This window comes from Ancylothrix sp. D3o (assembly GCF_025370775.1).
Taxonomy (GTDB): Bacteria; Cyanobacteriota; Cyanobacteriia; order Cyanobacteriales; family Oscillatoriaceae; genus Ancylothrix.
The window spans coordinates 449096-467531 of sequence record NZ_JAMXEX010000004.1; the positions used below are offsets into that span (position 1 = coordinate 449096).

The 18436-nt window shown below is 42.7% G+C and carries 14 protein-coding genes and 1 tRNA gene; 11 read left to right on the plus strand and 4 right to left on the minus strand.

Features of this window, described 5'->3' with window-relative positions; all coding sequences use genetic code 11:
• Positions 1–25: 25 nt before the first annotated feature.
• The gene (locus tag NG798_RS11185; RefSeq protein ID WP_263012937.1) at positions 26–3541 is read left to right on the plus strand and encodes a GAF domain-containing protein; all 3516 of its coding nucleotides are present in this window, start codon (positions 26–28) and stop codon (positions 3539–3541) included.
• 143 nt (positions 3542–3684) lie between these two features.
• Positions 3685–4821 carry an adenylate/guanylate cyclase domain-containing protein gene (locus NG798_RS11190; RefSeq protein ID WP_261222601.1) on the plus strand — a complete coding sequence of 379 codons (1137 nt, stop codon included), beginning with the start codon at positions 3685–3687 and terminating at the stop codon, positions 4819–4821.
• 77 nt (positions 4822–4898) lie between these two features.
• On the opposite strand, the gene glcD is transcribed toward NG798_RS11190, so the two are convergent.
• A complete protein-coding gene (gene glcD, locus NG798_RS11195) occupies positions 4899–6371 on the minus strand; it encodes a glycolate oxidase subunit GlcD (RefSeq protein WP_261222602.1) in 1473 nt (490 codons plus the stop codon).
• A 562-nt stretch (positions 6372–6933) separates the two neighbouring features.
• Here glcD and NG798_RS11200 point away from each other — a divergent pair.
• Positions 6934–7251, plus strand: a complete 318-nt coding sequence (locus NG798_RS11200; RefSeq protein ID WP_261222603.1) for a carbon dioxide-concentrating mechanism protein CcmK — start codon at positions 6934–6936, stop codon at positions 7249–7251.
• 105 nt (positions 7252–7356) lie between these two features.
• On the opposite strand, the gene NG798_RS11205 is transcribed toward NG798_RS11200, so the two are convergent.
• Positions 7357–7773, minus strand: coding sequence for an aspartyl protease family protein (locus NG798_RS11205; RefSeq protein ID WP_261222604.1), 417 nt, complete (start codon positions 7771–7773; stop codon positions 7357–7359).
• A gap of 236 nt (positions 7774–8009) precedes the next feature.
• Between NG798_RS11205 and NG798_RS11210 the strand changes: the two genes are divergently transcribed.
• The 4 genes from NG798_RS11210 (at position 8010) to NG798_RS11225 (ending at position 11322) form a co-directional block, all read left to right on the plus strand.
• Positions 8010–8082, plus strand: a tRNA-Thr gene (locus tag NG798_RS11210).
• Positions 8083–8209: 127 nt separating this feature from the next.
• Entirely contained in the window at positions 8210–8812 is a 603-nt protein-coding gene (locus NG798_RS11215) for a DUF3611 family protein (protein WP_261222605.1), read from the plus strand.
• Positions 8813–9244: 432 nt separating this feature from the next.
• Positions 9245–10471, plus strand: a complete 1227-nt coding sequence (locus NG798_RS11220; protein WP_261222606.1) for a site-specific DNA-methyltransferase — start codon at positions 9245–9247, stop codon at positions 10469–10471.
• Positions 10472–10482: 11 nt separating this feature from the next.
• A complete protein-coding gene (locus NG798_RS11225) occupies positions 10483–11322 on the plus strand; it encodes a TdeIII family type II restriction endonuclease (RefSeq protein ID WP_261222607.1) in 840 nt (279 codons plus the stop codon).
• Positions 11323–11431: 109 nt separating this feature from the next.
• Here the strand turns inward: NG798_RS11225 and NG798_RS11230 are convergent, their stop codons facing one another.
• Together NG798_RS11230 and purU are read right to left on the minus strand one after the other, a co-directional pair.
• The gene (locus NG798_RS11230; RefSeq protein WP_317619582.1) at positions 11432–11941 is read right to left on the minus strand and encodes a hypothetical protein; all 510 of its coding nucleotides are present in this window, start codon (positions 11939–11941) and stop codon (positions 11432–11434) included.
• Between the two features lie 115 nt (positions 11942–12056).
• Entirely contained in the window at positions 12057–12911 is an 855-nt protein-coding gene (gene purU, locus NG798_RS11235) for a formyltetrahydrofolate deformylase (RefSeq protein ID WP_261222608.1), read from the minus strand.
• 207 nt (positions 12912–13118) lie between these two features.
• On the opposite strand from purU, the gene NG798_RS11240 reads away from it, so the two are divergent.
• The 4 genes from NG798_RS11240 (at position 13119) to NG798_RS11255 (ending at position 18317) form a co-directional block, all read left to right on the plus strand.
• On the plus strand, positions 13119–13313 hold the full coding sequence (locus NG798_RS11240; RefSeq protein ID WP_261222609.1) for a hypothetical protein: 195 nt from the start codon (positions 13119–13121) through the stop codon (positions 13311–13313).
• A 57-nt stretch (positions 13314–13370) separates the two neighbouring features.
• Positions 13371–14588 carry an AI-2E family transporter gene (locus tag NG798_RS11245; protein ID WP_261222610.1) on the plus strand — a complete coding sequence of 406 codons (1218 nt, stop codon included), beginning with the start codon at positions 13371–13373 and terminating at the stop codon, positions 14586–14588.
• A gap of 101 nt (positions 14589–14689) precedes the next feature.
• Positions 14690–15889 (plus strand): homocysteine biosynthesis protein, encoded by a 1200-nt coding sequence (locus NG798_RS11250; RefSeq protein WP_261222611.1) that lies wholly within the window; start codon positions 14690–14692, stop codon positions 15887–15889.
• 385 nt (positions 15890–16274) lie between these two features.
• Positions 16275–18317, plus strand: coding sequence for a WD40 repeat domain-containing protein (locus NG798_RS11255; protein WP_261222612.1), 2043 nt, complete (start codon positions 16275–16277; stop codon positions 18315–18317).
• Positions 18318–18436: the final 119 nt, after the last annotated feature.

Here is an 18436-nt window from a genome sequence, read left to right on the forward strand (position 1 = left end):
CATTTGAGAGAAGTTTGAAAGAAGTATGATCTGGGAATTTGTTAAAAGTATCTTTTCTCCAACACAGTATATGCCGCACGGTCACTGTTATTTGTGGCAAACACCTTTGGTGTGGTTGCACGTTATTAGTGATCTGTTGATTGCGCTTGCCTACTTTTCAATTCCAGCGCTGCTGATTTATTTTGTTTACAAGCGGCGCGATGTTCCTTTTTTGGGAATATTTGGGTTATTTGGTGCATTTATTGTCTGCTGCGGTACCGGTCACTTGTTGGAAATTTGGACGCTTTGGCATTCGGCTTATTGGTTGTCGGGGATTGAGAAAGCAATGACAGCAATTGTTTCTTGTTACACAGCCGCACAAATGGTAACGCTGCTGCCGCAATTTTTATCATTAAAAACACCCCAAGAATTAGAGTTAATTAATAGCAAATTAGAGCAGGAAATTGCAGAGCGACAGAATGCAGAATTAGCACTACGATTAGCCTATGAAGAATTAGAAGTGAAAGTCAAAGAGCGCACGGCTGAGTTGAGAGAAACCAATACTTGTTTAGAAGCAGAAATTCGAGAAAAAATAACTGCCGAAGCTATGTTGCGCGAAAAAGAAATTCGCTTGAGAGAACAACAAGCCAGCTTGCTAAAATTATCAAAAAATTCTAATATTTATGAAGGAAACACCAGCAAGGCGTTCAGAGAGATAACCGAAGTAGCAACCCTGACTTTGAATGTAGAGCGAGGAAGTATTTGGTTTTATAGTCACGATAAATCAGTCATGTTATGTGCCGATCTTTATCACTTGTCGGCTAATCAACACAGCCGGGGTGGAGAATTGAAAATTGCTGATTATCCGGCGTATTTTCAAGCGGTAAATGCGGAAAAAGCAATTGTAGCCATTGATGCCATAACTGATCCACGCACGCGAGAGTTTAGCGAATCTTATTTGATTGCTTCCGGTATTACTTCGATGCTAGATGTTCCGATTAGCCATCAAGGAAAAGTGGTGGGTGTGATTTGTTTAGAACATAAAAAAACAGCGAGAAATTGGACACTGGATGAACAAAACTTTGCTAGTTATTTGGCACAGATGACTGCATTGGCGCTTGCATCTCAGGAACGCAAGCAAGCCGAGTCTGAATTACGTTTAGTCACTGAACGATTGCAACATTTGCTTTCAGCTACCCCAGCAGTTATTTTTAGCTGCAAATTAGGGGGTGATTATGATGTCACATTTGTAAGCGAGAATGTTGCTTCAATGATCGGTTATGAGGCGCAAGAATTCATTGATGGTTCTCTGGATTGGCATAATTTAATTCACCCAGACGATAGAGAAAAGGTCAAGAGTGAATTTCAGAAGATTTTAGAAAAAGAATTTATTTCTTACGAATACCGGGAACGCCACAAAGACGGTCATTATGTTTGGGTATATGATGCAGTTAAATTAGTGAAAAATTCTGCGGGAGTCCCTGTAGAATGCGTGGGTTATGCGGTAGATATCACGGCTCGTAAAGAAGCAGAATTTGCTTTGCAGCAGCAATTAAAAAGAGAGCAGTTGGTCAATGCCATTCAAGAGCGAATTCGTTCTTCTTTGAATTTAGAAGAAGTGTTAAATATGGCGGTGGAAGAAGTCCGGCATTTTTTGGCAACGGATCGCACTGTGATTTACCGTTTTAATCCTGATTTAAGCGGTTTTATTGCGGTTGAGTCTGTTGCTGATTTGGGGCTATCAATTTTGGGAATTGATATTCACGACCCTTGTTTTGGCGAACGTTACACTAAATTATACGAAGAAGGCCGTATCCGGGCGATTAATAATATTTATGCGGGGGATATTGCACAGTGTCATGTTGATTTGTTGACCCGGTTGGGGATAAAAGCTAATCTTGTGGTTCCGATTTTGGAAGGTAAAAAATTATGGGGATTGTTGATTGCTCATCACTGTAAAAGTGCCAGAATTTGGGAATCTTCGGAAATGGAATCTTTGCGGCAAATTTCCGTGCAATTGGCTATCGCTATTCAGCAATGTATGTTATTTGAACAAGCAACATCTGAAATTTCCGAGCGTAAATTAGCGGAGGAAGCTTTGCAAAAAGCTGTGGTGAGGGCGGATGCGGCAAATAAGGCTAAAAGTGAGTTTTTGGCTTCGATGAGCCATGAGTTACGAACTCCTTTAAATGCTATTTTGGGCTTTTCTCAACTCATGGGACGCGATGCTTCTTTAAAAGTGGAACATCAAGAACATTTAGAAATTATTAATCGCTCTGGAGAACATTTGCTGGCTCTGATTAATGATATTTTGGATATGTCAAAAATTGAGGCCGGTAGAAGCAAACTTAATGAAAGCAGTTTTAATTTGCGGCGAATGATCAAAAACTTAGAAAATATGTTGCGATTAAAAGCTGAAGCAAAAAAGTTACAGCTTGTTTTTGATGTGGCCAAGGACTTGCCTGAGTTTGTCACAACAGATGAAGGAAAGTTGCGACAAGTTTTAATAAATCTTTTAGGAAATGCTATTAAATTTACTGAAAGAGGAAAGGTGACATTACAAGTCAAAATGAATGCCTGTAAGGTTAATGTTTTTGATTCTTGTATTTCCCCTCGCCAAACTTCCCTTTTATTTGAAATAGAAGACACCGGCCCCGGCATTTATCCTCAAGAAATAAGTAAGTTATTTGAGCCTTTTGGGCAAACAGTATCGGGTTTGAAATCTCAACAAGGTACTGGTTTAGGTTTACCTATTAGTCGCAAGTTTGTACAATTGATGGGGGGCGATATTCGCGTTGTTAGTACCCTAGGAAAGGGGAGTATTTTTGCTTTTGAGATAAGCGTGAAAGTGGCGGATTCTGGGGCGATTGTTATGACTAATATGCAGCCAATGGTGATGGGTTTAGCTCCAAATCAACCCCCATATCGCATTTTAGCAGTGGATGATCGGCTGGAAAGTCGTTTAGTTTTAGTGAAGTTATTGTCATCAGTTGGTTTTGAAGTCCGAGAAGCAGCTAATGGCAAAGAGGCGATTGCAGTGTGGGAAAATTGGCAGCCGCATTTGATTTTTATGGATATGCAGATGCCGGTAATGAATGGCTACGAAGCCACGCAATACATTAAAGCGGATATTCGGGGAAAAACAACGGCAATTGTTGCCCTGACGGCGAGTGCTTTTGAAGAAGAAAGAACGGAGATTTTAGCGGCTGGTTGTGATGATTTTCTGCGGAAGCCTTTTCAGCAAAATATTTTATTTTCTAAAATTGAAGAACTTTTAGGAGTCAGATATCTTTATGAAGTAACGGACGCTTTAAAGGTCAATAAAAAAGCTGCCCTATCGCAAGTTTACAGTCAGGATTCTTTGGCCGAAGAACTTAGCAAAATGCCCCGAGAATGGGTAGCTCAAATGTGGAAAGCTGCTAACGAATGTTGCGATGATAAAGTTTTCCAACTCATTAAAGAAATGCCGGTTGAGCTTGCATCTCTAGCTGGGGTTATTAAAGAAGCGGCAGATAACTTTTTGTTTGAGGACATTATTGAGCTTTGTAGCAATCAATTGTAAAAACTTGCTATAAAAACCAACTTCCTGCCGACTCCTTATTCAAAAAGGACATATTTGGAGCAAATTTGTAACAAATTTTTCGCTTCTTTTACCTTTTTTAAGGTTTAATAGCTATTGTCGGAAATTTTTAACCGAGTGTTCGCATGAACAGCAATTACTCTCCTTTAATTCCCGCAAGTATTCTGGTGGTTGACGATACGCCCAATAATGTGCGTTTGTTGTCGGCAATTTTAACAAAGCAAGGCTATCATGTTCGCAAAGCGCTTAACGGAGAACGCGCCCTTGCAACGGTGCAGGAGTTTCCGCCCGATTTAATTTTGCTCGATGTAATGATGCCGGAAATGAATGGCTATGAAGTTTGCCAAAAATTGAAAGCTTCTCCCAAAACTCGCGGCATCCCAGTAATTTTTTTGAGCGCCCTGGATGATGTTTCTGATAAGGTGAAAGCTTTTGATGTGGGTGGGGTTGATTATATCACAAAACCGTTTCACCATCACGAAGTTTTGGCGCGGGTTGCTAATCATTTAACCATTCAAAATCAACAAAAAATTTTGGAAGACCAAAGAAAACTATTAGAAGAGAAAAACCAACGCTTAGAAACAGAAATTACAGAGCGAAATCGCGTTGAGTTGGCTTTACGCGTCGCTCAAGAAAAATCGGAACGTTTGTTACTTAATATTTTCCCGGCCCGCATAGCAGAAAATTTGAAAAAAGGTGAAGGAACTTTAGCCGAAAGATTTGAATCGGCGACGGTTTTGTTTGCAGATTTAGTTAATTTTACGTCGCTGGCATCAAGAATTTCTCCTCTTGAGTTGGTGAGTTTACTCAATGATATTTTTTCTAATTTTGACAACCTCACAGAAAAGTACAATTTAGAGAAAATTAAAACGATAGGCGATGCTTATATGGTGGCGGGAGGATTGCCGGTACCCCAGGAAGATCATGCGGAGGCTATTGCAAATATGGCTTTAGATATCCAGCAATTTATTAACAATTTTAAAACAGATATTGGTGAGAATTTTGAAATCAGAATGGGCATTCATACGGGGCCGGTAGTGGCCGGTGTGATCGGTACAAAAAAGTTTATTTATGACTTGTGGGGAGATACGGTAAATCTTGCTTCTCGCATGGAATCTCAAGGTTTACCTGGGTTTATTCAAGTCACAGAGGCGATGCAAGAAAAATTAAAAGATAAGTATGTTTTTGAAGCACGAGGAATGCTTGATGTGAAAGGCAAAGGTGAGATGATGACCTATTGGTTAAAAGGGAAAAAATTATAAGGCTTTTAGGAGAAGGTGGGCATAGCCCACCCTACACATTCCTGTTACCCAGTCAGCGGCTAAAAGGGGAATATATGTTAAAACAATTCCACACCGGCCAGATTTTTCTCCATCTTAGCCCTCGCCGCTTCTCCACAAGTTTTAGGCGTCGGAAACATCTTCCCAGGATTAGCTAAACCCTTCGGATTAAAAACTTCTCGCACCCACTGCATCGTCTCTAAATCTGTCTCGCTGAACATATCTGGCATATAACATTTCTTATCCGCCCCAACGCCATGTTCGCCAGAAATACTCCCCCCAACTCTTACACAAAGTTTCAGAATTTCTCCCCCTAATTCTTCGACAACTTCTAAAGCACCCGGCACCGAATTATCATACAAAACCAACGGGTGTAAATTGCCATCACCCGCATGAAACACATTTGCAATGCGGTAGCCATATTTCTTACTTAACTCCTCCATCTCTTTCAAAACATACGCCATTTGTGTGCGCGGAATTACCCCATCTTGTACATAATAATCCGGGCTGAGATGACCGGCAGCCGCAAATGCTGCTTTACGTCCTTTCCACATTTTTAAACGGGTTTCTGGGTCATTGGCGCTAGTAATATTCCGCGCCCCATTCTTTAAACAAATCTCAGCCACCCGCTTTTTATTCGTCGCCACTTCTACTTCTAACCCATCCAATTCAACCAGCAAAATTGCTTCAGCATCTCGCGGATAACATCCAGTTGCTACCACATCTTCAACGGCATTAATGCTCAGGTTATCCATGATTTCCATTCCTCCAGGAATAATACCGGCAGCGATAATATCAGAAACGCTATTTCCCGCCGCTTCAATGTTCGTAAAATCTGCTAAGACCACACAAACTGATTCCGGGTATTTTAAAATTCTTAAAGTAATTTCTGTGGCAATTCCCAGCGTTCCTTCTGAACCCACAAAAAGGCCGGTTAAATCATACCCAGGCATCTCTGCTACCTCGCCACCCACATCAACAATCGAACCATCCGGCAAAACTAATTTTAACCCTAAAACGTGGTTGGTTGTAACTCCATATTTCAGGCAATGAACGCCTCCCGAATTTTCGGCAACGTTGCCACCAATTGAGCAAATAATTTGACTGGAAGGATCAGGGGCATAATAAAAACCGGCGCCGCTTACTGCTTGTGTTACCCAGTTATTTATCACCCCAGGCTGTACAACAACCCGCTGATTTTCTAAATCAATTTTTAGGATTTTTCGCATTAAGGCGGTGACAATTAAAACGCAGTTTTCCACCGGCAATGCACCCCCCGATAAGCCGGTGCCGGAGCCTCTGGCAACCCAAGGAATGTTATATTTATCGCAGATTTTTATAACTTCGGAAACTTGTTCTGTGGTGCGGGGTAAAACAACTAGGGCGGGACGTTGCCGGTAGCTGGTGAGTCCATCACATTCATAGGTTAGTAATTCTTCTTTGCGCTGCACAACGCCGGTTTTTCCCAGAGCGGCTTCAAATTCTTTGATAATGGGTTTCCAGTTAGTCTGTTGTTTATCTATGGCAATCATTTGTTACTCCCCGATAGAGGCGGCTAAAATATTTAAAGTTGGATGTGTTTTTTTATCCTAATACACTTTGACTTCTTCTGCCGATACTAGCTAGAAAATTTCTTTCCCTATGAGTCACCATAAAAATAAAAAAAATGGCTTATTCTCCTCCTCTTTCGTGAGTTTATGAATAGTGTCTTTGATGTTATTTCCCTTGTCGGCATCGTTGTCATGTTTATTGTGATTGTTCAGTCTTTATCTGCTTAGGCAGACAGGGTGCCGGTGCATTGAATGGCAAGGATTAGCGTTGATTTAGGAGTAGTCTAGGCGCTAGGCGTAGTGGTTAGGCCGGTAATTATAATAAATTTTTTAGGTTGAATTGCTCTCAATTCTTGGCAAACCTATCAAGCACGCTTAGCGTAAAAAAACCATTTAAAATATCCGATAAGTGAGGCTTATAAATCAAATTAAACATTTTTTGACCAAAAATCCCCAGTCACGAATCTCCACCACACAGTACGCAATTACCCACTCAATCGTACAATGAGAGTCTGGTAATCCGTCGATTCAGGAGAACAACGCTATGTCATTTGCAGTAGGCATGGTTGAGGTGAAAGGTCTTCCCCCAGCGCTTGCGGTGGCAGATGCGATGGTTAAAGCCGCCCGTGTTACGCTGGTGGGTTATGAAAAGGTGAGCGGCGCTCGTTATACGATCATTGTCCGGGGTAATGTCTCAGATGTGCAAACCTCTGTAGCGGCTGGAGTGCAAGCTGTCAAGGCAGTTAATACACAAGAAGACTTATTGCTCTCTTATCATTATATCCCCCGCCCCCATGAAAATATCGAATGCGTACTTCTGCCCAGTTTAACCTCAGAAACCGCTCAGTTTCGGGTTTTCTAAACCGTCGCACCTGAAAAATTTGTTTTTAAATTCTTGTCTTTTATGCTGTACTTTAATTGTTGAAAGTACAGCCTTTTTTTAAGCTTAGTTTGCCTAATTGGGCAGTTAGACGCGCAGATAAGTATCTTTACCTTTGTCGGGTAAAACTTTCAATTGTTGATTCCTTAAATCAGGTTCTAATCCCAAATCTTCCAAAGGAATTACCCCCACCAAAGGCTCCTCACCGCCAGCCAATTCCACACAATTATATACTCCCTCTCGACCAGCAATTGACAGTTTGACATTTTGGAACAAACGAAAGTTTCTGGTACCGACTGCTGTGTGGCCGATAATTTCACCGGCCTGGGTTAAACCTAATTGACTAACAATATCTGCCGGTAAACAAAGCCGACTGGCGCCGGTGTCTACCAAAACATTCTCTATCGTCAGGGAACGGATTTCATTGGCCCGAATAAATCCCCGTTCGGCTAAAATTTCATCAATCTGGTTTGTCACCGTGATAGTAGTTTTGACAATTCCCATTTTTCCCCTTGCTGTAGATGTGATAAACTTTCCCTAACTTCTCATCTCCAAATAATTATAACAATTGTTTTGTAGAAATTTAAGCTAACATCCACTTAATAGTTTAGGGCTTATTTGTAAGCATCAAAAATAACTTTTTATACCCCAGCCTACCCACCGGCCACCAAAACTCCCTAAAAAATTTTCCCGCAGGGCTTGCCAAAGCTGGGGGGTTTTTGCTATATTCATAAATGTTTGCTGGTGTAACTCAGTTGGTAGAGTAGCTGATTTGTAATCAGCCTGTCATGGGTTCGAGTCCCTTCACCAGCTTTTAGCAGAAAATCTGAGTTACGCATAAAAGGGAAAAGCGCCTTTATGTCGTGGCGTAGAAAGCCATAAGCCATAGTCACACAAAAATGCTTAGGATAATAGATCAAGCGCGATTCGGGAAACCTTTATGACAGAAAGATTTGAACCTCCCGCCTTACCACCCTCTGTGCGGCGTGTTATACCGCAGTTTCGATTTTTTGGCTGGGCGAGTTTTTGGGTACAGTTAGTATTAGCCGTGATTGCCGGCCTGATTTTTATATTTGCCGGTTTTTCTGCCAGTGTGCGAGCGCCTGGTGGTGCTGCTGCTGGTAGTAGCGGAAGTGGACCCGGAATTTTATTTGCCGTTTTAGGGTTAATTGCATTAGGGGTAAGTATTTATTGGTCTTTTCGATATACTCGCCTGGCGTTGCAACTGCAATCAGCTAATCCCAACCTCCGACCAAAAAGAACCACCGCCGCAAATTTATTACGGCAAGGTTTAATGTTAAATTTGACAGGAATGGGGTTTAGTTTGGTTGGTGCAGAATCGATAGCCGGGATTTTGTTTGGCAAAATTTTATCACAACCGCAGGGTGGTTTTGTGGTGAGTGATCCTTCTGCTTACACGCGAATTATTCAGCCGGTGGATATTTTTGTTGTGTTAGGAAATACGCATATTACGTTTGCTCATTTTATCGGGATTGTCACTTCCTTATGGCTGATTAATTCAGTGAATAAAGATGAGGGGTGATTGGGGTTTGGGTATTTTGTGGTTGTAGTTGGGTAGGGGTGGGCTTCGGCGCAAGCGCTCAGCCGAGCGGTTAACTAAGATTTTTAGCAACTAGCAAATAACCTTGATAAACTGCTCCCACTCAGTCAAAATCTAATAAAATTTTACCCCTTTTTTTGTGACGAGAAAGGGGAATTTATTTATAAAGATTCTGATTGAATAAGGTTAATTAGATTAATGATTTACGATAATATAAGCCAATTACTAAAAGTAATATGCACACAACATTTTTCTAAAAAAATGCCCTCTTTTAGGGTATAATTTTTGATAGTTTCTCTAAACCGCTTGTCTACAAGCCTGTCCTAATTTGCAAGTCAGTTAATTAGGGATAGGTATTCGTAAAAAACACACTAGCGGTAATAAAATGTGTCAAACTTCTTATCTATTAAACTTATGCTGGTCAACGAGGATAATCCTGTATCGGTATCCCTGAGCGCAGATAAACCAACAATCGCAAAAAAAGTTACACCACATACAGATTTAAAAAAACTAAATCTGAACTGGAGTGAGAAAGATTTGCCGGAAAAAGAACGGACAAAGCACGTTCACAGGCTACACCCCTACCTCGGTAAATATATACCCCAATTAGTAGAAGTTTTTTTAAGAAAATACTTCTCTCCTGGCCAATTAGTGATTGATCCTTTTGTTGGATCGGGTACAACTTTAGTGCAGGCGAATGAGTTGGGAATTAATTCAATTGGCTATGATGTATCTGCTTTTAATATCATGCTTTCTCAAGTCAAAACAGATGAGTATGATATCAAGCAAGTTCGTCAAGAAGTTACGGACATCCTAGAAAAAACAAAAGCGGCTACTCAAACAGAGAGTTATCAACTGAGTTTGTGGGATATCAACCCTAATATTCAGCCATTATGTGAAACAGATAACCAATATCTGCAAGAATGGTTCGCCCCTCAATCTCTTAAAGAGTTGCTTACCTACTGCCAGTTAATTAGCAGACACGGTTATAGGTATCAAAATTTGCTTAAGATTATCCTTTCTCGCTCAGCACGGTCGGCTCGTTTAACGAAACATTATGATTTAGATTTTCCTAAAAAGCCACAAACCGAACCATACTGGTGTTATAAGCATTCTAAAAATTGTCAACCCACTACCGAAGCATTCAAGTTTTTAAATCAGTACAGTATTGATACTGTTAAAAGGCTAGAAGAATTTGCAGCGGTTCGTACAAAAGCTACTGTTAAAGTATTCCATGCTGATAGTCGAAAAACAGTTTTTCCATCGATTGATGGAATGATTACAAGCCCCCCCTATGTTGGCTTAATAGACTACCACCAACAACACGCTTATGCCTATCATTTGGTTGGTTTAGAAGATAAAAGACATGAAGAGATTGGTGCTGCTGCTAATGGTTGTAGCCAAAAAGCCAAGCGCCAATACCAACAAGATATTGCTCAAGTATTCAGCCGCGTAATTGAAGCGATGCCAAGCGGTTCTCCGCTCATAGTAGTAGCCGGGGATAAAGATAATCTATATCCTGAAATCGCTAACATTATTGGGGTTGAAGTAGAAAGCATTATTCAACGGCACGTTAACCGCAGAACAGGAAGACGATCTAGTGATTTTTACGAATCTATTTTTATATGGCGAAAACGCTAAAGGAGGCATTTATGTCAGCTATTAGCTATAGGACACGCGCCTCTATAAAAGCCTATTTAGAGGTTTTTATCGAAAACCTTGTTGAGAAATATAGAAAGCGAAATTTACCTTCTGTTGATGGTTCCACACCCTATTTAAAACAAAAATCATCAAAAGGACGGCTAAAACCGTTCCATGCTGCTATTATTTCACCCGAAATGCTGCGTCTAAATGAATTTGAACGCGGTTTTAGCACCAGCTTGGGAACAACATTTGAGGAGTGTGCGAAACTTATTGCTTTTGAACATCACAGGGAAGCTCATCGTAGTTATGATATTACAGGTGAAGTTAGCCAAGCAGCTATTAATGAAATTGAACGCCAAATAGCAATTTTTGAAATTTCCTCAAAGAGCCAACGTCAAAAACCCTCGTTAGAAGAAATGATTCAAAGTGTTTTCAACGCGAGGAAAGATGATGATTTAGTAACTCGAACATCTCGCGCTGATCTGTACATCCTGACCAAAGAAGGAAAACATCTTTTTTTTGAGATAAAATCTCCTCAACCCAATAAAGGGCAATGCTTTGAAGTAACTCAACGGCTTTTGAGATTTCATCTGTTATCTGCTAAAAATTATCCTAGGGTAGAAGCATATTATGCAATGGCTTATAATAATTTCGGCCCCAATCGTTCTGATTACAAAAATTCTCTGGTTAAAACTTACACCCCATTTGATGACTCGGTAATCATTGGACAGGAATTTTGGCATATTGTAGGAGGGGAAACAGCTTATGAAGAACTCTTAGAAATTTACGAAGAAGTTGGGCGGGAAAAGAGCAAGTATATAATTGATGCTCTTGCCTTTGGATTCTAAAAACAGCCGCATCGCCCTATACTATCTAAAAAAATTGAAACTAAAAACCATCCCCAACACCCAAAAGCCACCGGCACCCCACCGGCGGCTTTATTCCCCCAACCAAAAATTACCTCACCGGCTGCAATCTCACATCCCTGCCAATAGGCGGCGCCGCAGCAGCACCAAAATTTACCCGGCACCCAATATTAAACACACTTGCACTACACTCCAAAGGCACCACCTGCTCATTCAAAAGCGCCGTACAACTCACATACTTATCCCCATTCGTATCCTTAATCATGCACTCAATTGGCTTCGCACCCGAACGCGAAGCCCAACTTTTCATCCCCCACTCTGCAACATTATGCTGCCAAAAAAACGTCACCAAAAATAACGACGCAATCGCACCAACCACCACAGAAACACCCAAACCAACCTTAAACTGCCAGCTACTAAACATATTTCCCAAACTCATTTTTACTGTATCCAACCACACAACAAAACTATTCACCTCCACCGGCTCAGGCGTAGTCGTCACCACCACCTTTTTCTCCACCGGCTCAGGCGTAGTCGTCACCACCACCTTTTTTTCCACCGGCTCAGGCGAATTCGTCGTCTCTTCTACATTTCCAGTCATAAAAACCTCCTTTTTCTCAACTTTTTAAAACAAAAGGCTGAAAACTTACCTTAAACCTCATTATATCAACCTCCCTCAAAACCAACCTACACCAACCGACAGAGACTCACCCTATCTACTCAAAAACCACCGTCTTATTCCCATAAACTAAAACCCGATTTTGCAAATGCAACCGCACCGCACGCGCCAAAACCACCCGCTCCAAATCCTTCCCCTTACGAATCAAATCCTCCGTATCATCCCGATGACTCACCCGCACAACATCCTGCTCAATAATTGGCCCAGCATCCAACTCAGCCGTCACATAATGCGCCGTCGCCCCAATAATTTTAACCCCCCTTTCATACGCCCGCTCATAGGGATTTGCCCCCGCAAAAGCCGGCAAAAATGAATGGTGAATATTAATCACCTGCGGAAAAACCCCCAAAAAATCATCCGTCAAAACCTGCATATACTTAGCCAAAACCACCAAATCAATCTTATACTCCCGCAACAAATCAAACTGCCTTTTTTCCGCCTCCTTTTTTGTTTCCTTCGTCACAGGAAGATGATAAAAATCAATTCCAAACTGCTCTGCTACATCCCTTAAATTCGGATGATTACTAATCATCAAAGGAACCTCCGCCAAAAACTCCTTAGCGCGCCAGCGCCAAAGCAAATCTAACAAACAATGATCCTGCCGGCTTACCCAAATTGCCATCCGTCGCACCGAATCAGAAAAATGTAACTCCCAGCGAGCATTTAACTTATTTGCAATCTCGCCAAACACCGGCCCAATTTCCTCACGCCTCAAATCAAACCCCTCCAATTGCCACTCAAGCCGGCTCAAAAACAAACCCGCCGCAAAATCCGTATGATGGTCAGCATGAATAATATTCCCCCCATGAGAAAAAATAAAATTTGCCAGCATCGCCACCAAACCCCGCTGATCGGGACAAGACACCAAAAGCGTCGCAGTTGGACTACTCATAAAACCTCAACAAAATAACAATTCCTCAATATTCTCCCCCACATCATCACCCACGCAACTAATCTTTAAAGCACCACCCAAACACTCACATATAACCCAAACACCACCCCTCATCCCCTTACAAACCTCTAACATCCCTCCCCAGTAATAGAAATAAAACCTACAGAAGGCAGTAAACTAACAAACATCCGTCCTAAACCAATCACCGTGAACAACAACTTAACCTTTGTTACAAAAATTATAATCGCCTCCCTCGCCCTATCCGCCGGCATAAAATATGCTGGCCCTCAGCTAAACATTCCCCCAACATCACTCAACGCCTCAATTGCCATATTTTTACCCAGCATCCTCCTAGCCATGATCTTCTTTTGGCGTTCATTCCAACAATCAGAACAGCAATAAACCGCAAAATAATCTTCCATCTTTTACCCTTTTTTCTTCAAACTAGGAGTTAAAAACGTGCAACTCGGTAAATGGATCGGCCTTTTAGCCCTTGTACTTTCTCTTTACATACTCTGGCAAATTCGTCAAGTATTATTATTAGTATTTGCCGCCGTTGTTTTAGCAACAGCCTTAAACCGGCTCGCCCGTAGATTACAAAAACTCGGCATCTGGCGCACCATAGCCGTACTCTTATCTGTACTCATTTTTGTTGGCATCCTCTTCATATTTTTTCTAATAATTGTCCCCCCCTTCATTGCCCAATATCAAGAACTAACCACAACCAAATTACCCCAAGTTGCAAAACTTCTCAATACCTGGCGCAATCAACTTAGAACCATAATCCCGCCGCAACTCAACCAATATCTGCCAGACATCAACACCCTTAACCAACAAATTTTACCAGACATCCAATCCTTAGCCACACGCCTACTTAATAGCTCCTTTGCCTTTTTCTCAAGTTCCTTGGGAGCCTTAATTAACTTCTTACTCGTCATCATTTTAACCATCATGCTCCTCGCACAACCAATCGCTTATAGAAAAGCTTTTGTGCGACTTTTTCCCTCATTTTACCGGCGCCGAATTGAAGGCATTTTAGACCGCTGCGAAGAAGCATTAGGCCGGTGGATAGTCGGCGCATTAATTAGCATGACAGTTGTAGGCTTATTAAGCGTTATAGGCTTATCAGTTCTGCACGTTCAACTCGCCCTTGCTCAAGGAGTATTAGCCGGCCTCCTCAACTTTATTCCTAACATTGGCCCCACTCTCAGCGTCGTTTTACCAATGGGAATCGCCCTTTTAGATGCTCCCTGGAAATCCTTAGCCGTACTTATTTTATACCTGGTCATCCAGCAATTTGAAAGCAACTTTCTTACCCCCTATGTCATGGCGCAACAAGTCGCCTTATTACCCGCCATCACCCTTTTATCACAAGTCTTTTTTGCCACATTTTTCGGCTTTTTAGGCTTTTTGCTTGCCCTACCCCTCACCGTCGTAGGACAAGTTTGGGTGCAAGAAATTTTGATCAAAGACGTACTCGATAAATGGCGACTATCCGCAGAAAAAGAAGCAGCCCTAGCCGCCGAACCTCTCGGCGACCAAGGATACGAAAGAGCCGATGAGCCGGTTTATGTTGATCAAACTCATCAAACTTCCCAAAAGTCAGAACAACAAAACAAAGAAAACCCCCCAACAGACAATGGGACCAAATACTTAGAGCCAGAAGACAAAGACTAACATTAAACCAGAGAATTCTGAGTAGCTAAATATTTATTCAGAATTCTCTAAAAAACTATTTATGATAAAATTTATAGTGATAAATATCCCATCTAAAATCAATGCGTACTATTGACGAAATTAACGAAAAAATTAATAACAAAAAAGCCGTAGTCTGGACCATTGAGGAACTAAAAAGCCGCGTCGCCGAAAATGGCATCTCCCAAACCGCCAAACAAGTTGATATCATCACCACCGGCACCTTTGAACCAATGGAAGCCTCTGGCGCCATGATTAATCTTGGCCACACTGATCCCCCGATTAAAATTCGCCGGTGTTGGTTAGATGGAGTGCCGGCCTACTCAGGTTTTGGCGCCGTAGATTTATATTTGGGAGCCAGCCAAATTAGCGAAAGCGCAGAAGCCGAAGAAAACCGCAGCGCCAGCCCCCAACCTTTGCGCGGCGGCGGGCACGTTATTGAAGATTTGATTGCCGGTAAACCCGTACACTTGAAAGCCACCGGCTTTGTTACCGACTGTTACCCCCGGTCGAGTTTTGAGACAACCATCAGCCGCGACCGCATCAACCAATTTTACTTATACAATCCCCGCAACTTATATCAAAACTTTATTGTAGGAGTCAACGGCGGCGACCGCACTTTATATACCTACTTAGGGCCGCTACAACCGCGTTTAGCCAATGCTGTTTACTCAAACACCGGCGCCCTTTCCCCCCTGCTAAATGACCCTGATTTGCGGCTTATAGGCATTGGTACGCGCATATTTTTAGGGGGGGGAATTGGTTACATTGCTTGGGAAGGTACACAACATTTTCCCTTACAAAAACGCCTTCCTAATCGTACTCCCATAGGGCCGGCGGCTACTGTTGCATTAATTGGCGATGCTAAACAAATGAATGCAAAATGGGTGAGGGGTTGTTATTTCCGAAATTATGGGCCCTCTTTGATGTTAGGAGTAGGGGTGGCGTTGCCGGTTTTGGGGGAAGAAGTGGTGGCGGCTTGTGCTGTTAAAGATGAAGAATTAGTGGCTCCGGTGGTGGATTTTTCGATTCCTCGGCGTGTACGTCCGACTTTTGGTTTAGTTAGTTATGCACAGTTAAAAACCGGTCGTATTGTCATAGAAGGGAAAAGCATTCGCGTGGCACCTTTGGCGAGTATTTATTTATCGCGTTGTGTTGCTTTGGAGTTGAAAGAATGGATAGAAGAAGGGAAATTTACGTTGAGTGAGCCGGTGGCTAAGTTGCCGACAGATCGGGCGTTTTTACCTCAAGATGCCTGGGGTGGACAAATGGCTTTGGAGTAGTTTTAAAAGGCCGGTTAATGTCACAGGCTAATAAGGGTTTTTTTAGGGAATTGAAATCAACAGCAAAATGCTTCCCATTAAACTGCCAATTTCTACAGCGATAACGGCTTGTTGACATACTTTGACCCAATATAAAAGCCGGTCTAGGAAAGCTGCAAAATTTTGTCTGAGAGTTTCTGCATCCGTGAAGGATTTAATTAAAATAGGAGTTACGCACGAATTGTATATTTAGTAGTTTGTACGCGCAATCGGTGGCTGTGGTTGCCCCTATCCATAGCGTAAAGTAAATTATGGAAGAGCTACAGGTGAATGATCGTTATAGTATTAGCAAGCATATCAACGCAATGTCTAAATAATTCCGAATAAAAAAAGGAGAAAGGAGAAAATGCAGCAAGAACTCAGCAACCTCCCACCTTACCAAGAAAGCATTACTGCTTGGTTAGCATCTGATCGGCAGGATACATCTCACCTTTTGCAGGGCAAGTCTTTAGAAGATGCCTTGAAATGGAAACAAGGAAAAAGATTAAGTGATGAAGATACCGATTTTTTTGATGCCAGCCGCGACTACGAAATTCAAGAACTAAAAAAAGCCAAAGAAAAAGCCAATCAAATCATCAAAGCTTCTCTTGAGGGGAAAAAAATTGAACGAGCCGGTATCCTAGCCCTGCAACTTTTTAATACAAATAATGACCGAAAATTGCAAGCCTTGCGCGATGCCAAAAAAGCAGGAGAAGACTTGCACAAATTACTTCAAACCTGGAAATCTTTAATCAAAGATGAACCCGAACTACCAAAACAACCGGCAACTAGCCCCCTCTTAGCCTTGCAAACTATTCTCAGTCAAATTCGAGAACGGCATATTTTCGACAGCCACACTTACGGCGTAACAAGCGTGTGTATCAGCTCCGACAGCCGCTATCTGGCGACGGCTTCGGGGGACAAAACCGCGATACTCTACAACCTCCAAACCGGCGAAAAACTCCACACTTTCGACAGCCACACTGACTCAGTAAATAGCGTGTGTATCAGTGCTGACAGCCGCTATCTGGCGACAGCTTCGAGGGACAAAACCGCCATCCTCTACAACCTCCAAACCGACGAAAAACTCCACACTTTCAACAGCCACACTGACTCAGTAAATAGCGTATGTATCAGTGCTGACAGCCGCTATCTGGCGACAGCTTCGGGGGACAAAACCGCCATTGTCTACAACCTCCAAACCGGCGAAAAACTCCACACTTTCAACAGCCACACTAGCTCGGTAAGAAGCGTGTGTATCAGTGCCGACAGCCGCTATCTGGCGACGGCTTTATGGGACAAAACCGCCATCCTCTACAACCTCCAAACCGGCGAAACACTCCACATTTTCAACAGCCACACTGACGCGTTATGGAGTGTGTGTATCAGTGCTGACAGCCGCTATCTGGCGACGGCTTCCTCTGACAATAGCGCCATCCTCTACAGCCTGGAAAACGGCGAAACACTCCAGACTTTCAACAGCCACACTAGCTGGGTAACAAGCGTGTGTATCAGTGCCGACAGCCGCTATCTGGCGACGGCTTCCTCTGACAATAGCGCCATACTCTACAACCTCCAAACCGGCGAAACACTCCACGCTTTCAACAGCCACACTGACCCGGTAAATAGCGTGTGTATAAGTGCCGACAGCCGCTATCTGGCGACGGCTTCCTCTGACAATAGCGCCATCCTCTACAGCCTCCAAACCGGCGAAAGACTCCAGACTTTCACCGGCCACACTGACCCGGTAAATAGCGTGTGTATCAGTGCCGACAGCCGCTATTTGGCGACGGCTTCGGTTGACAAAACCGCCATCCTCTACAGCCTGGAAAACGACGAAAAACTTCACACTTTCACCGGCCATACTAGGTGGGTAACAAGCGTGTCTATCAGTGCTGACAGCCGCTATCTGGCGACGGCTTCATTGGACAATACCGCCATTCTCTACAACCTCCAAACCGGCGAAAAACTCCACACTTTCACCGGCCATACTGGCTGGGTAAATAGCGTGTGTATAAGTGCCGACAGCCGCTATCTAGCGACGGCTTCCGATGACAATACCGCTATTCTCTACAACCTCCAAACCGGCGAAAAACTCCACACTTTCACCGGCCATACTTACGGCGTAACAAGCCTATGTATCAGTGCTGACAGCCGCTATCTGGCGACGGCTTCGTGGGATAGTACCGTTAAAGTTTGGGATTTGGAGGGGAATTTAATTGCTGATTTCATCGGCTATCAGGAAGGGGGGCAATTTATTGAGGTGGAAAGCCCCGCTTTTAGTGCCGCTTTTACCCCCGATGGCAAACATTTGGCTGCCGGTTATAAAGATGGTGTGTTGCGGTTGTGGCGCTTAGAAACTTTACCCGAATTGTTAGATAGAGCGCGGGAATGGTTACGCTTTGATTAGCCAGAATAGAAATAGCCAAAAAATCAAAAAACTGACAATTAATAAGCTGTTACGCACTTATAATGTATAATGAAAAAACAAATTTATGCAATTTATTAGGCCCGTCTATGCCAGCTAAA

Bases quoted from the DNA above. Each gene is read 5' to 3' on its own strand.
- NG798_RS11185 (WP_263012937.1), top strand. From the start codon at position 26: ATGATCTGGGAATTTGTTAAAAGTATCTTTTCTCCAACACAGTATATG.
- NG798_RS11190 (WP_261222601.1), top strand. From the start codon at position 3,685: ATGAACAGCAATTACTCTCCTTTAATTCCCGCAAGTATTCTGGTGGTT.
- glcD (WP_261222602.1), bottom strand. From the start codon at position 6,371: ATGATTGCCATAGATAAACAACAGACTAACTGGAAACCCATTATCAAA.
- NG798_RS11200 (WP_261222603.1), top strand. From the start codon at position 6,934: ATGTCATTTGCAGTAGGCATGGTTGAGGTGAAAGGTCTTCCCCCAGCG.
- NG798_RS11205 (WP_261222604.1), bottom strand. From the start codon at position 7,773: ATGGGAATTGTCAAAACTACTATCACGGTGACAAACCAGATTGATGAA.
- NG798_RS11215 (WP_261222605.1), top strand. From the start codon at position 8,210: ATGACAGAAAGATTTGAACCTCCCGCCTTACCACCCTCTGTGCGGCGT.
- NG798_RS11220 (WP_261222606.1), top strand. From the start codon at position 9,245: ATGCTGGTCAACGAGGATAATCCTGTATCGGTATCCCTGAGCGCAGAT.
- NG798_RS11225 (WP_261222607.1), top strand. From the start codon at position 10,483: ATGTCAGCTATTAGCTATAGGACACGCGCCTCTATAAAAGCCTATTTA.
- NG798_RS11230 (WP_317619582.1), bottom strand. From the start codon at position 11,941: ATGACTGGAAATGTAGAAGAGACGACGAATTCGCCTGAGCCGGTGGAA.
- purU (WP_261222608.1), bottom strand. From the start codon at position 12,911: ATGAGTAGTCCAACTGCGACGCTTTTGGTGTCTTGTCCCGATCAGCGG.
- NG798_RS11250 (WP_261222611.1), top strand. From the start codon at position 14,690: ATGCGTACTATTGACGAAATTAACGAAAAAATTAATAACAAAAAAGCC.
- NG798_RS11255 (WP_261222612.1), top strand. From the start codon at position 16,275: ATGCAGCAAGAACTCAGCAACCTCCCACCTTACCAAGAAAGCATTACT.